15 protein-coding genes are annotated in these 14,013 nt (G+C 57.5%); 5 read left to right on the top strand and 10 right to left on the bottom strand.

Features of this window, described 5'->3' with window-relative positions:
* Positions 1-59 precede the first annotated feature (59 nt).
* On the top strand, positions 60-710 hold the full coding sequence (locus tag CRO23_RS13105) for a riboflavin synthase subunit alpha (protein WP_097102152.1): 651 nt from the start codon (positions 60-62) through the stop codon (positions 708-710).
* A gap of 54 nt (positions 711-764) precedes the next feature.
* Complete coding sequence (locus CRO23_RS13100) at positions 765-1,058, top strand: I78 family peptidase inhibitor (protein ID WP_016927929.1); 294 nt, start codon at positions 765-767, stop codon at positions 1,056-1,058.
* 72 nt (positions 1,059-1,130) lie between these two features.
* Here CRO23_RS13100 and cfa read toward each other — a convergent pair whose 3' ends face one another.
* Both cfa and punC read right to left on the bottom strand, forming a co-directional pair.
* On the bottom strand, positions 1,131-2,282 hold the full coding sequence (cfa, locus tag CRO23_RS13095) for a cyclopropane fatty acyl phospholipid synthase (protein ID WP_004931341.1): 1,152 nt from the start codon (positions 2,280-2,282) through the stop codon (positions 1,131-1,133).
* Positions 2,283-2,626: 344 nt separating this feature from the next.
* Positions 2,627-3,838, bottom strand: coding sequence for a purine nucleoside transporter PunC (gene punC, locus CRO23_RS13090; RefSeq protein WP_028128175.1), 1,212 nt, complete (start codon positions 3,836-3,838; stop codon positions 2,627-2,629).
* A 123-nt stretch (positions 3,839-3,961) separates the two neighbouring features.
* Between punC and punR the strand changes: the two genes are divergently transcribed.
* The gene (gene punR, locus CRO23_RS13085; protein WP_089184537.1) at positions 3,962-4,918 is read left to right on the top strand and encodes a DNA-binding transcriptional activator PunR; all 957 of its coding nucleotides are present in this window, start codon (positions 3,962-3,964) and stop codon (positions 4,916-4,918) included.
* On the opposite strand, the gene purR is transcribed toward punR, so the two are convergent.
* Positions 4,906-5,931, bottom strand: coding sequence for an HTH-type transcriptional repressor PurR (purR, locus tag CRO23_RS13080; protein ID WP_004931336.1), 1,026 nt, complete (start codon positions 5,929-5,931; stop codon positions 4,906-4,908). The two genes, punR and purR, sit on opposite strands and share 13 nt — an antisense overlap.
* Positions 5,932-6,255: 324 nt before the next feature.
* On the opposite strand from purR, the gene cydH reads away from it, so the two are divergent.
* Positions 6,256-6,345, top strand: coding sequence for a cytochrome bd-I oxidase subunit CydH (gene cydH / locus CRO23_RS13075; protein WP_004931335.1), 90 nt, complete (start codon positions 6,256-6,258; stop codon positions 6,343-6,345).
* A gap of 63 nt (positions 6,346-6,408) precedes the next feature.
* Here the strand turns inward: cydH and sodB are convergent, their stop codons facing one another.
* A complete protein-coding gene (gene sodB / locus CRO23_RS13070) occupies positions 6,409-6,987 on the bottom strand; it encodes a superoxide dismutase [Fe] (RefSeq protein WP_004931333.1) in 579 nt (192 codons plus the stop codon).
* A 199-nt stretch (positions 6,988-7,186) separates the two neighbouring features.
* Positions 7,187-8,005 carry a C40 family peptidase gene (locus CRO23_RS13065; RefSeq protein WP_097102151.1) on the bottom strand — a complete coding sequence of 273 codons (819 nt, stop codon included), beginning with the start codon at positions 8,003-8,005 and terminating at the stop codon, positions 7,187-7,189.
* A gap of 416 nt (positions 8,006-8,421) precedes the next feature.
* On the opposite strand from CRO23_RS13065, the gene CRO23_RS13060 reads away from it, so the two are divergent.
* Positions 8,422-8,769: a Grx4 family monothiol glutaredoxin gene (locus CRO23_RS13060; RefSeq protein ID WP_004931329.1), complete on the top strand. Its 348-nt coding sequence runs from the start codon at positions 8,422-8,424 to the stop codon at positions 8,767-8,769.
* Between the two features lie 68 nt (positions 8,770-8,837).
* Here CRO23_RS13060 and rnt read toward each other — a convergent pair whose 3' ends face one another.
* From rnt to eptA, 5 genes are all read right to left on the bottom strand, one after another.
* On the bottom strand, positions 8,838-9,521 hold the full coding sequence (rnt, locus tag CRO23_RS13055) for a ribonuclease T (protein ID WP_016927925.1): 684 nt from the start codon (positions 9,519-9,521) through the stop codon (positions 8,838-8,840).
* A 79-nt stretch (positions 9,522-9,600) separates the two neighbouring features.
* On the bottom strand, positions 9,601-10,008 hold the full coding sequence (gene gloA / locus CRO23_RS13050; RefSeq protein WP_004931325.1) for a lactoylglutathione lyase: 408 nt from the start codon (positions 10,006-10,008) through the stop codon (positions 9,601-9,603).
* Between the two features lie 338 nt (positions 10,009-10,346).
* On the bottom strand, positions 10,347-11,450 hold the full coding sequence (locus tag CRO23_RS13045) for an alkene reductase (protein WP_016927923.1): 1,104 nt from the start codon (positions 11,448-11,450) through the stop codon (positions 10,347-10,349).
* A gap of 89 nt (positions 11,451-11,539) precedes the next feature.
* Positions 11,540-12,160: a TetR/AcrR family transcriptional regulator gene (locus CRO23_RS13040; RefSeq protein WP_016927922.1), complete on the bottom strand. Its 621-nt coding sequence runs from the start codon at positions 12,158-12,160 to the stop codon at positions 11,540-11,542.
* A gap of 103 nt (positions 12,161-12,263) precedes the next feature.
* Complete coding sequence (eptA, locus tag CRO23_RS13035) at positions 12,264-13,901, bottom strand: phosphoethanolamine transferase EptA (RefSeq protein ID WP_016927921.1); 1,638 nt, start codon at positions 13,899-13,901, stop codon at positions 12,264-12,266.
* Positions 13,902-14,013: the final 112 nt, after the last annotated feature.

The raw sequence follows: 14,013 nt of genomic DNA, 5'->3' as shown, positions 1-14,013 counted from the left end.
GCGCCAACTGGGGCAAACTGCCGGTAGCGTTTTAACCTATTTAGCAAGAAGAGGCACATATGTTCACCGGTATCGTACAAGGCACCGCGCCGTTGGTCGCCATTGATGAGAAACCCAATTTCCGCACCCACGTGATCGAAATGCCTGCCGAGCTGCTGCCGGGGCTGGAGCTGGGCGCGTCGGTGGCGCATAACGGCTGCTGCCTGACCGTCACCGCGGTAGAAGGCAACCGCGTCAGCTTTGATTTGATCAAGGAAACGCTGCGCCTGACCAACCTCGGCGATCTGGCGCTGGGCGACATCGTCAATATCGAGCGCGCGGCGAAATTCAATGATGAAATTGGCGGTCATTTGATGTCCGGCCATATTATCTGCACGGCGGAAGTGGCCAAAATTTATACCTCGGAAAATAACCGCCAGGTATGGCTGCGCATGCCGAATGCGGAATTGATGAAATATGTGCTGCACAAAGGTTTCATCGGCATCGACGGCATTAGCCTGACCATCGGTGAAGTGGTGAATAACCGTTTCTGCGTGCACCTGATCCCGGAAACGCTGGATCGCACCACGCTGGGTAAGAAACGCCTCGGCGACAAGGTGAACATCGAGATCGATCCGCAAACGCAGGCGGTGGTGGACACCGTCGAGCGCGTGCTGGCCAATCGGGAAGTGACGTTGGCCGCGGCGATGGCGCCGGCGCACAAAGACTGACAGCGATTCTGGCGTGACCGCCGGCATCGAATCATAAGCAGAGAGGAGAAACGCGTGAAGTTTTATGGGAAAACGTTGTTGTTAACCGCGTTGCTGGCGCTGAGCGCCTGCAGCAGTTCGCCTGAGCAGGGCGCTGGCGCTCAAATGGCCGATGCGGACGATACCTGTGGCGCATCGCAGTATCAAAACTTCGTCGGCAAACCGATGACCTCGTTGGAAGGCGTGCGGATCGACGCCAAGGTGCGAGCGATTCCGTACAACTCTGCCGTCACCATGGATTTCAACCTGCGCCGCCTGAACTTCCTTGGCGACAGCGACGATAAAATCATCCGCGTTTACTGCGGCTAAGCCGCCTGGTTAGAAAGAACAAAAAAGCCCCGGCGATGAGGTTGCCGGGGCTTTTTTTATTAGGGGGAGCGTTCAGCGTGCGACGCGGATGCCGCCTTCCACGCCTTTCGGGCTGAACACCACCTGCCATAGCTGCAGATCGCGCGCCCGGAACGCGCCGGCGCAGGCGTTCAGATAATAGCTGAACATCCGTTCGAAGCGCTCGGAATAGCGCTCGGCGAGCTGCGGCCACGCCTGTTTGAAGCGCTCGAACCAGGCCATCAGCGTGCGATCGTAGTCGGCGCCGATGTTGTGCCAGTCTTCCATCACGAAATGGCCTTCGCTGGCCTCGGCGATATGTCTCACGGAGGGCAGGCAGCCGTTCGGGAAGATATATTTGTTGATCCAGGGATCGACGTTCATGTCGGTCTTGTTGGAGCCGATGGTGTGCAGCAGGAACAGGCCGTGCGGCGCCAGATTGCGCTCCACCACGTCGAAATAGGTGCGGTAGTTTTTCGGCCCGACATGCTCGAACATGCCAACGGACACAATGCGATCGAACTGCTGATGCAGATCGCGATAATCCTGCAACAGGATCTGCACATCCAGCCCGGCGCAGCGCGCCTGAGCCAGCTTCTGCTGTTCGGCGGAAATGGTCACGCCGACCACCGACACGCCGTAATTTTTCGCCGCATAGGCGGAAAGGCCGCCCCAGCCGCAGCCGATGTCCAGCAAACGCATGCCCGGCTGCAGCTGCAGTTTCTCGCAGATCATCCGCAGCTTGGCTTCCTGCGCTTCCTCCAGCGTGGTGGCGTCTTTCCAGTAGCCGCAGGAATATTGCATGTAAGGATCGAGCATCAGGGTAAACAGATCGTTGCCAAGATCGTAATGCTCTTTGCCGACGATCCAGGCGCGCTTTTTCGATTGCAGATTGGTCAAGCGCGCGGCGGCGATACGCAGGGTATCTTTCAGGTGGTGGGGGAGTTTCTTCTCCAGCCCGGCGCTGACCACGCGCTGAAAGAACATATCCAGCCGCTCGCACTCCCACCAACCGTCCATATAGCTTTCGCCCAGGCCCAGTGACCCTTGCTGCAAAACGCGTTTAAAGAATTCGGGATTTTTAACCTGAATATCGAAAGGGCGCGATCCGTTGATTTCGATACCGGCCAGACCGAGCATTTCGTGCGCGATACGGTACCACTGGTTATCCTGGATGCTCAGATCTTCTATACACGATGAACTCATAGCTTCTCCATCACCTTCTTCTGACTGATGACCCGTTAGGAAACAGCTTAGACAATTTCTGCGGGTGCATACGTATACCAACGGGAAATAAGCCCGCGGCGTCTGATATCCGACTATGAACAGAGGAAATTTAAAGAAACGGCCCGGCGCAAACGGCGCAGGATAAACGCCTCTTTAAAAAAAGAGTGTGACGCAAGGCGCGTACACAATAGCTGATTGAGATATAGAGATTATAAGGTGTTACTTTACAAGGTTGTTTTTGAGTATAGGCGTGCCGAGGCGTTGACTCAACTGTAAATCGCACTCGGCACGCATATTCTTTAAGTGATTATTAATCTTGGTAATTATGACGCTGAGTTAGCATGTTCCCGCTGTGCCTTTTGCTGCGCATCGGCCGCTTTTCCCCGCTGCAGGAAATAACCCAGTGCGGCCAGGACTACCGTAGATACCATCACCGTCACCGTTGCCAACAGCGGCTGGGCAATAAACGCCGACACCAGCATGCTTGCCACAAAACACAGCCCCAATTGCAGCGTATTTTGCAGCGCGGCGGCTTTACCGCTGCTTTCCGGGAATGGCATCAGCGCATTCGCCACCATGATCGGGTAGCCGGCGCCGTTGACCAGCGCCATGACGCAGAACGGGATCAGCAGCGTGGTGAGCGTCGGATTGGTCAGGGTCGCCACCAGATACAGGGCCACCATGCTGACAGCATAAGCTACCAGCAGCCACGGCAGCAGGGTTTTGCCATTGATGCGCTTGAGCGCGGCGCGGCAGCCATAGCCCCCCAACAGGAAAGCCAGCGTCTGCGGCACATAGCTCAGACCGATGTCGCTCGGGCCGTAGCCCATATCACCGAGGATGAACGGCGAGCCGGTCAGCCAGGCAAAGAAGCCGGCCGAGCAGGCGGCGTACATAGCGACGTTGCCGCTGAACACCGGGGATTTCAATAATTGCCAAAAACTGACGCCGCTTTTTGGCGCATCGGCGGCGGGTTGCGTTTTGGCGCGATCTTTGAGCAGCAACGTCGGCAGCAGCAGCAGGGCGGTGATGGCCAACAGCACGGCGAAGATCGCGCGCCAGCTGGCGTGGTTCAGCAGCCAGGCGCCAAGCAGCGGCGCCAACGCCGGCGACAGCGCCACCAGCGGCATGATGGTGGCGAATACGCGGTTGGCCTGGCCTTCGCGATAGCGGTCGACCACCAGCGCTTGCCAGATGGCGGCGGCGGAACAGACGCCGACGGCCTGAATAAAGCGCAGTATCCAGAGCTGCACGGCATTTTCCACCCACAGCATGCCCAGGCAGCCGAGCGCGAACAGCGACAGGCCAATCAATAATACCGGTTTGCGGCCCAGTCGGTCGGAGAGCGGCCCCCACAGCAACTGCGCGAAGGCGAAGCCGGCCAGAAAGATGCTCAGGCTGGCGCTGACCGCGCCGGCGGAAATTTGCAGTTCCTCCCGCATGGCGCCGAAGGCGGGCAGGTACATATCGGTCGCCAGATAACCCAGCATGCTCAGGCCGGCGAGGTAGAACATAAAACCAAAGGAATTTCGCATGGTATTTCTCGTTAATATTTTAGTGTCGCAGGTTTTTAGCGCCGGCCAGTGTATCCGGCTGGATCTCTGCTTGTGAAACGGTAATATTTGCAAAGTGCTGTTAAAAAAATTGAAGGCAAAGCGATGTGGTCTGAATATTCTCTTGAAGTTGTTGACGCGGTGGCGCGCACCGGCAGTTTCAGCGCGGCGGCGCAGGAGCTGCACCGGGTACCGTCGGCGGTGAGCTATACCGTGCGGCAACTGGAACAATGGCTGGCGGTGCCGCTGTTTGAGCGGCGTCACCGTGATGTGGAGTTGACGCCGGCCGGCGCGCTGTTTATCAAGGATGCGCGAGTTGTTATCAAAAAAATGCTCGACACCCGCCGCCACTGTCAACAGGTGGCCAACGGGTGGCGCGGCCAGCTGAATATCGCAGTCGACATCATCGTCAAACCGCAGCGCAGCCGCCAGCTGGTGCTGGATTTCTACCGCCATTTCCCCGACGTTGAACTGATGCTGCAACCCGAGGTGTTCAACGGCGTGTGGGATGCGTTGGTGGACGGCAGGGTGGACATGGCGATCGGCGCCACGCGCGCGGTGCCGGTCGGCGGCGGCTTCGCTTTCCGCGACATGGGGGATATGAACTGGCTGTGCGTAGTCAGCCCACAGCATCCGTTGGCGCAGCTGGCAGGGCCATTGAATGACGATCGGTTGAGGCCATACCCTGCGCTTTGTCTGGAAGACACCTCGCGCAATCTGCCCAAGCGCGTCACCTGGACGCTGGATAACCAGCGGCGGCTGGTGGTGCCGGACTGGACCTCGGCGCTCGACTGTTTGTGCGCCGGATTGTGCGTCGGCATGATGCCGGCGCATCTGGCGCTGCCGCTGGTGCAGCGCGGTGAGCTGAAGGCGTTGCAGTTGCAGCAGCCGTTTCCCGCCAGCCCCTGCTGCCTGACCTGGCAACAGGATAAACCGTCACCGGCGATGAGCTGGCTGCTGGCGTATTTGGGCGATGGCGAGACGCTGAATCAGGAGTGGCTGAGTGAGGCGGCACCGGAAGCCGCGCAGGCCTCCGGCAGGGAAGATGATCAGCGGCGGTAGTCGATGAACGGACCATCGGCGACCGAACGGCGTTCGACCAGCTTCGGATGCACTTCGATCACCTGCGATTCTTCGCGCTTGCTGATGATGCGATCCAGCAGCATGGTGAAGGCCATTTCTCCCAGGCGTTCTTTCGGCTGGTGAATGGTGGTCAGCGCCGGGGTGAAGTAGCGGGCGTTGCGCACGTTGTCATAGCCGATCACGGAAATATCCTGCGGCACTCGCAGCCCCAGCTCGTCAGCGGCGCAGATGGCGCCCATCGCCATGATGTCGCCGCCGCAAAATACCGCGGTCGGCCGCTGTTTTTGCGACAGGATTTGGTGCATCGCCTTGTAGCCGGACTCCGGCTCGAAGTCACCCTGGACGATCCACTCTTCGCGAATGTCGATATGCGCTTCCTGCAGCGCCTTCATAAAGCCCTGATGACGGCCGCCACCGGTGTTGCGCGACAGCTGGCCCGGGATGGCGCCGATATCGCGGTGGCCGCGCTCGATCAGGTAACGGCCGGCCAGATAGCCGCCTTCGAACGCGTTATCGATGATGGTGTCGGTGAAGTCGCCGCGCGCGGCGCCCCAGTCCATCACCACCATCGGGATATTACGGTAGTCCTCCAGCATGCCCAGCAGTTGATCCGGGTATTCGGAACACATGACCAGCAGGCCGTCGACGCGCTTTTGCGCCAGCATCGCCAGGTAGGCGCGCTGCTTGTCCAGATTGTTGTGCGAGTTGCACAGGATCAGGGTGTAACCTTTGCTGTAGCAGCTGTTTTCCACCGCCTCGATCACTTCGGCAAAATAGGGCGCTTCGCTCGAGGTGGCCAGCAGGCCGATCGACTTGGTGTGATTGACTTTCAGGCTGCGCGCCACGGCGCTCGGCGAGTAGTGCAGCTCTTTGATGGCGGCCCACACGGCCGCTTTGGTCTCTTCGGCGACGAAACGAGTCTTATTGATGACGTGCGAAACGGTGGTGGTGGAAACGCCCGCGCGTTTGGCCACATCTTTAATCGTTGCCATGTAAGGAATGACTCCTGAACTCACATGTTTACAGCATGTAAGTGTGATGTTAATCGTTTGCCTACGTAGATCCTTCTCCAGAGAAGCGAAAACTGAGTTTTTAGTGTGTTGAAGTCTTCAGCGCTTAATCAGGAGGGGCATGGATGCCGGTACGCAGTTGTGAACTGCGAATTTTGTCGCATATTGAACAAAAGTGGAAGAGGTAATCGAGATTATAAACCGGGAAATGATAACAAGATTTTATCGGCGAACTGTGGGAAAATGATTTGACGTACTAATTGTGCGCCTTTTATCCTTAGGAAAGCCCATTTTAAAGGAGTTGTCATGGATACCGATCTGAAGATGTCTCTGTTCACTACCGTCGGCGCGTTGGCGATGATCATCGCTTTCAGCTTTGTCGCCGCGTTGAACTGATTTCCCGCCAGTTTAAAAAAGGCGCAGCCAAGCTGCGCCTCATCACTTAGGCAAGGCCTGCGCTTACGCCAGGTTTTCCGCCGCGAAGGTCCAGTTGACCAACGCCCAGAAGTTTTCCAGGTATTTTGGACGCGCATTGCGGTAATCGATGTAATACGCGTGTTCCCACACGTCAACGGTCAGCAGCGGTTTATCTTCACCGGTCAGCGGAGTTGCCGCGTTGGAGGTGTTGACGATCGCCAGCGCGCCGTCCGGTTTTTTCACCAGCCAGGTCCAGCCGGCGCCGAAGTTTTTCACGGCGGCATCGGTGAACTGTTCTTTGAACGCAGCGAAAGAGCCGAAGGATTTGACGATCGCGGCCGCCAGTTCGCCCTGCGGTTCACCGCCGCCCTGTGGCGACAGGCAGTGCCAGTAGAAGGTGTGGTTCCACACCTGCGCGGCGTTGTTAAACACGCCGCCGTTGGAGGTCTTGATGATCTCTTCGAGCGATTTGCCCTCGAACTCGCTGCCTTTCACCAGGTTGTTCAGGTTAACTACGTAGGTATTGTGGTGTTTGCCGTAGTGGTATTCCAGGGTCTCGGCGGAGATGTGCGGCTCGAGCGCGTTTTTCTCATACGGTAATGCAGGTAATTCAAACGACATTGCTTCCTCCTTTACAGCGCCACTTTTTTCCCGCCGAGGCGGGAGCCAGATGGGCCGTTTTTTATTGTGGTCATTCAATCTTAACAATTTTCATCATAAAAAACAGGAGGAAAAGCGAGAAATGCGCGTGGGAGAGTGCGATGGGCGATAGCTTGAGCAGGCGGTTGCGACCGGGGCCGCAACCGCGCAGAACAGGGAATTAACGGATGGTTTTCGGCGTCACTACGCGGCGTGCGCCGATGTAGTGGTTCTGCCAATAGTCGTTGTCGAGCTGGCTGATGCGGATCTCTTCACCGGTGCGCGGCGACTGGATGAATTTGCCGTTGCCGAGATAGACGCCGACATGGTCCGCCACGCCGCGGTTGTTGATGCGGAAGAACACCAAATCGCCGCTTTCCAGTTCGCTTTTCTTGATCGGCGCCGCGTCTCGCAGGTGATACATTTCGTTGGCGGTGCGCGGCATCTTGATTTTCACCACGTCTTTATAGGCGTAATAGATAAGTCCGCTGCAGTCGAAGCCGGTGCGCGGCGAGCTGCCGCCCCAGCGGTAAGGTTTGCCCATCTGATCCATCAGCTTGGCCATCGCGGTCTGCTTGGCGTGCTGGTAACGCTTTTTGTGCGCCGGGCTGAGTTTCAACGGTTTTTCATCACGCGCCAGCTTGGCGGTAGCCATACCGGCGTCGCGGTGGCGGCCATAGCCTTTTTTATAGCCCTTTTTCGGCGGGGTGACTTTAATTTTGGCGATTTTCTGCGCTTTGGCCTTGGGTTTGGCGCTGACGATCTTTTTCGCGCTTTTCTCGCTTTTGACCTTGGCGGTCCTGGTTTTTTTCTCGGGGGCCGTCACTTTGGCTTTTTTGGCGGCTTTATCCGCTTTCTTTTTTCTGCGGTCATCGGGCCGCGCTTCATTAGCATGGCTTTTACGCTGCTCGGCGGCAACGCGCGCCTGTGGCGCAGCGTGCGCCAAATTGAATAAGAGCTGCGTAAACAGCAGCGCAAAGAGCGTAAGAATTAAACGCATGTCGACGTCACCAACCTTGGCCCCGAAACGGATATCGAAAGAGTTACAGTATTCCCGAACTTCGCCATATAAAACAGCGAAGAACTCATAAATAATAATCCATATTGTGAGAAAACGTTAATGACATTTTTTTTGGTTTAAAATCAGCCTGTTGATGTATAAAAAAGCGCCAGGCGACGGTGGCGGATATAATTAAGCCGCGCCGTCATCGCGGCGCAATATATTAGTGAAATGGTCGGATTAAAAATGTTATTCTCAACGTATGTTTTGACCGGAATGACGTGGCCGGTGAAACGCGATCGGCGGCGGGCGAATATCCTTGCAAAAGATGGCGTTTTCTTGCGACTGTTCCAGCCGCTACAATAGCCCGCGTGATGCATGTTGTAGCCATGAAATGTGGCTTGAGGAAGCAATAAATGACGACGACACTTGAAAAAATTCAGCACCAGATCGCTGAAAACCCGATTCTGCTGTACATGAAAGGTTCGCCAAAGCTGCCGAGCTGCGGCTTTTCCGCGCAGGCTGTGCAAGCGCTGTCCGCCTGCGGCGAGCGTTTCGCCTACGTGGACATTTTGCAGAACCCGGACATTCGCGCCGAGCTGCCAAAATACGCCAACTGGCCGACGTTCCCGCAGCTGTGGGTAGATGGTGAGCTGGTTGGCGGTTGCGATATCATCATCGAGATGTATCAGCGCGGCGAACTGCAGCAGCTGATCAAAGAAACGGCAGAAAAGTATAAAGCGCAAGAAGACCAGCAGTCTTAATCGACGGACTTGCGATTATCGCGTAACGGGCGGCGCCAGTGCAAACTGGGCCGCCTTTTTTGTTGATTTTATTCGGCGAGATCGCCGGCGGGCAGCGGCCAGCCGCCGAGACGTTTCCAGCGGTTAACCAGCTCGCAAAACAGCAGTGCGGTTTGCTCGGTGTCGTACAGCGCAGAGTGCGCCTGGCTGCTGTCGAACGGCATACCGGCCGCGATACAGGCTTTCGCCAACACCGTTTGGCCCAGCACCAGGCCGCTCAGCGCGGCGGTGTCGAAGGTGGCGAACGGATGGAACGGGTTGCGCTTCAGGCCGGCACGTTCGGCCGCGGCCATCAGGAAGCTGTGATCGAAGTTGGCGTTGTGCGCCACGATAATGGCCCGGTTGCACCCGCGATCCTTGAGCCCTTTGCGCACCGCTTTGAAAATGGCGTGCAGCGCGTCGTATTCGCTGACCGCGCCGCGCAACGGGTTGTGCGGATCGATGCCGTTAAACGCCAGCGCTTCCGGCTGCAGGTTGGCGCCCTCGAAAGGCTCCACGTGGAAGTGCAGGGTCTCGTCCCGCTGCAGCCAGCCATCTTCATCCATTTTCAGCGTGACGGCGGCGATCTCCAGCAACGCATCGGTATTGGCGTTGAAGCCGGCGGTTTCAACATCTATTACTACGGGATAAAACCCACGAAAACGACCACTCAGGGCGTTAAGATCACTTTTTTCGGCCATCAGTTTCTTATCTTCATCGAATGCAGCGCGCATTATGGCAAATTTTGCGCCTGGTTGCAGGCGCTATCGCGCGGAGAATCAGCAGGGCGCCAGCGCGCCCTGAAGGGGAGGCTTAGTGGCCGAGGCCCTGACCGGCGTGTTTGTTTTCGATCAGCTCAATTTTGTAGCCGTCCGGATCTTCGACGAAGGCGATGACCGTGGTGCCGCCCTTCACCGGGCCGGCTTCGCGGGTGACTTTGCCGCCTGCGCGACGGATGCTGTCGCAGGTGGCGGCAACGTCGTCCACGCCCAGCGCCAGGTGGCCGAAGGCGGTGCCCATGTCGTAGCTGTCGGTACCCCAGTTATAGGTCAGTTCGATAACCGCGCCTTCGCTCTCTTCCGTATAGCCGACGAAAGCCAGGGAGTATTTGTACTCCGGGTTTTCGCTGGTGCGCAGCAGGCGCATGCCTAATACCTTGGTGTAGAAGTCGATGGCGCGTTGCAGGTCACCGACGCGGATCATGGTATGGAGTAAGCGCATAATTCCTCTGAATTGACTGTGCCGTGGCAGACGGCGGGTGGATTGAAGCACAAGCGAGTATAGCCTTGTCCCGCAAGGGAATTCAACGTAACGAGTTGGTGACAATGTCACTTTATGGTCTCGCGTCGCGGGTGTCTAAATATTGATCGAGCGTACCGATCGATACAGAGTAATTGATCTGCACAATCAATTATCTATTCCAGCGGCGATCGTGTAAAAATCGAACGGCAATAAAGATCAACACCAGGGAACACCGGCCCGCCTCGAGCGGGCCTTTTTGCGCGCGACGCATAAAAAAAACGGCCATGCGATTGCGTGGCCGTTGGAGTCAGGACGGGTTACTTCGCCAGAAACGGATAGTCGGTATAGCCTTCGGCGCCGCCGCCGTAGAAGGTTTCCGGCTTAGGTTCGTTCAGCGGGGCGTGCTGACGGAAACGCTCTACCAGATCCGGGTTGGCGATGTAGCTGCGGCCGAAGGCCACCGCGTCGATAAAACCTTTTTCGATCAACGCTTCGGCTTTTTCAGCGGTGTAGGCGCCGGCGCCGACGATCACCCCTTTAAAGTGGGCGCGCACCGAGTCGCGGAAGGCGTCGGAATACGGTTTGCCGCCGGCCCAGTCCGGTTCGGAGATGTGCAGGTAAGCGATGTTGCGCTTATTCAGCTCTTCCACCAGATACAGCGCCGCTTCTTCCTGATCTTCACCGTTGTCCAGCCCGTTGAACGGCCCCAGCGGCGAGATGCGGATACCGATGTGTTCGGAACCCCATTCGGCGATGGTGGCGTCGACCACTTCCAACGTCAGGCGGGTGCGATTCTCGATGCTGCCGCCGTATTGATCGGTGCGTTGGTTGGAAGCCGGTGACATGAACTGGTGCAGCAGATAGCCGTGGGCAGCATGCAGCTCGATGAAGTCGAAGCCGGCTTCGCGCGCGTTAGCGGTTGCCTGGCGGAAATCGTTGATGATGCCCGGGATCTCGCTGGTTTCCAGCGCGCGCGGTGTGGAGGTCGGTACGCGCACCCAGGCGCCGGTTTCATCTCGCACGGTGGTGCGGGTTTCGGCGTTGATTGCCGAAGGCGCGACCGGCGCTTGTCCGCCCGGCTGCAGGCTGGCGTGGGAGATGCGGCCTACATGCCACAGCTGTACGGCGATGTGGCCGTTTTTGTCGTGTACCGCCTGCGTGATGTGTTTCCACGCGGCGATCTGTTCCGGGGTATGCAGGCCCGGCGCGCCGGCGTAGCCTTTCGCCTGGAAGGAGATCTGCGTCGCTTCGGTCACGATCAGGCCGGCGCCGGCGCGCTGCGCATAGTATTCCGCCATCAGTGGCGTAGGAATATCGCCCGGTTCGATGCTGCGCAGACGCGTCAGCGGAGCCATAAACACGCGGTTGGGCAGGGTGACGGCGCCAACCTTCAGCGGAGAGAGCAATTTTTCAGTCTTCATAGTGCATCCTGTATTTAATAGACCGGTCGTCTAGTGATGGGCGATAAAAAAACACGAACTGCATTTTTCACGAAAAAAGACGGTTGTCGTTACCGTTGCGGCGGGCGCAGCAGCAACTCGATGCTTTCCAGCGCGCTGGTTAACGGCGCCAGCGAATGACGGATCTTGGCGCGCAGCGAGGCACCGAGCCACAGTGAATACAGCGTTTCTGCGGTCGCCGCCGGGCTCATGGCCACCGACAGCGAGCCCTCGGCGATACCGCGCTCGATGGCCTCCTGCAGATGGCCGATCACGCGAGCGGTGCCCGTTTCCAGCGCATGGCGCATCGGTTCCGACAGATCGCTCACCTCGGCGGAAAGTTTCACCGCCAGGCAGGCGTTGTGGCATTCGCTGCGGCAGTGGTAGCTGATAGCCTGGGCGTAATAGCCGAGCAGCTGATGGCGGGCATCGCCGCGTCTGTCGGCAAACAGCGCCTGCATTTCTGCATCATAATGCGCGAAATAGCGCTGCAGCATCGCTTCGCCGAAGGCTTCCTTCGAGCGAAAATAGTGGTAGAACGAGCCTTTCGGCACGCCCGCGGTGGCCAGCAGTTCACTCAGCCCCATGCCGGTAAAGCCCAGGCGCAGGCTGAGGGTTTCGCCGGTGGCGAGCAGATGTTCACGTGTATCCACGTTGCAATGCGTTGATTTGGTCATCATGGTGCCGAGCATAATAGACCGATTGGTCTAGGTCAATGGGAATAAAAAAACCGGCGCACAAAACGCCGGTTTGTCTGCAAGACATTGTGCCTCAGCGGCACGCGGAAGTTAAGCGCTACGCCGCGTTGCGGCAACGCTGCAGGATATCCAACTGGGATTGATATTCGCGGGTCTGTACGTTCAGCATGCCCAACAGGGTGTGGAACAGGTTGTCCTGTGAAACCTCGTCCTTTTCCGCCAACGTATTCAGACACTGGCGATCGATGTCGAAATTGCGCTGATAGTCGGCCGACATCCACATCAGGAAAGGCACGTGCGTTTGTTGGCTTGGCGCGAAGACATAAGGCGTGCCGTGCAGATACATGCCGTTCTCCCCCAGCGATTCGCCGTGATCGGACAAATAGACCAGCGCGGTATTGAACCGATCGTCATACTGCCGCAGCAACTTGATGGTGGCATCGAGCATCGCGTCGGTATACAGGATTGAGTTGTCGTAGGTGTTCACCAACTGTTCATGGCTGCAATCCTGGATCTGATTACTGTTGCAGGTCGGTGAAAACGCCTGGAACTCTGGCGTGCTGCGGCGATAGTAAGCCGGGCCGTGGCTGCCCATCTGGTGCAGCACGATCACACCATCGTCTTTCAGGCTATTGATGTAGTCGTTCAGCTTGTACAGCAGCACGTTGTCCATGCAAACCTCGCCGTCACAGTCCTGCGGCAGTTTCAGCTTGGTCATGTCGATGTGCGGCACCCGGTCGCAGGCGCCTTTGCAGCCGCCGTCGTTATCGCGCCACAGCACATTGACGCCGGCATGCGCCAGCACGTCGAGCATGCCTTCCTGGTGCGTCGCCTGAGTCGCGTCGTACTCCTTGCGTGGCATGTTGGAGAACATGCAGGGCACGGAGATCGCCGTTTCGGTGCCGCAGGAACTGGCGTTCTTGAAGTAGACCACGTCGTCCTGCTTCAGGCGCGGGTTGGTTTCGCGCCCGTAACCGCCGAGGGAGAAGTTTTCGGCGCGGGCGGTTTCGCCCACGACCAGGATCACCAGCGTTTTCTTGGTCTGCCTGGCGATCAGCGGCCCTTTACGCGCATCTTCGCCGATCTTGACCAGCGGCAGATTGCGGGTGAAGTAACGCTGTTCGGTAAACTTGATGGTGCCGGCCACGAAGTTGGAAGGCGTCAACATCTTCACCACGCTTTTATTGTTGCGGATCAGCGAAGCGTAGTCTTTGTAGAACAGCGCGGCGACGATCAGGATCACTACCAACGACAGCATGACGTTGGCGGCGCGCAGCCCGACCATGTACCACCAGGGGCGAGTCTGGCGAATTTGGGTGAAGCAGACCGCCACCGCCGGCAGAATGCCGAGCAGCGCCAGCCACAATCCCATGCGCGGCGTCAGCAGCGCGGTCGCCTCCTGGGGGTTGGTTTCGAAGGCGTTTTGCATCATGTTGCCATCGATCACCACACCATAGCTGAACATGAAATAGTTGGCTGCGGCGCTGCCGAGCAAGAAAAAGATGATCAACGGCTTACGCAGGTAGGGCACGGTCAATACGCTGAAGATAATATTCAGCGCACAAAAGATCACCACCGGCATGCTGGCCGCGAAAATCACGCTGTGGACGCTATCGAAGGTGATATACGACCAGGCGCGATGCAGGAATAACGCGTTTTGAAACAGAGTGAAGAACAGGGCGGCGGCGAGGGTAAAACCGAGGCTGTTGCACTGTAAGCGTTGACGTAACCACATTGCCAATGTCGGGATCCTGAAAGTAGATAATGTCGTGAAATCTACCGGATGAAACTTAAGAAAACCTTAGAAATTCAGAATACTGGCGACGGAGAATACGTGAAAACCGCCA

The organism is Serratia sp. JKS296 (assembly GCF_900215445.1).
Classification (GTDB): Bacteria; Pseudomonadota; Gammaproteobacteria; order Enterobacterales; family Enterobacteriaceae; genus Serratia; species Serratia marcescens.
This window is presented reverse-complemented; position numbering and strand designations above follow the sequence as displayed.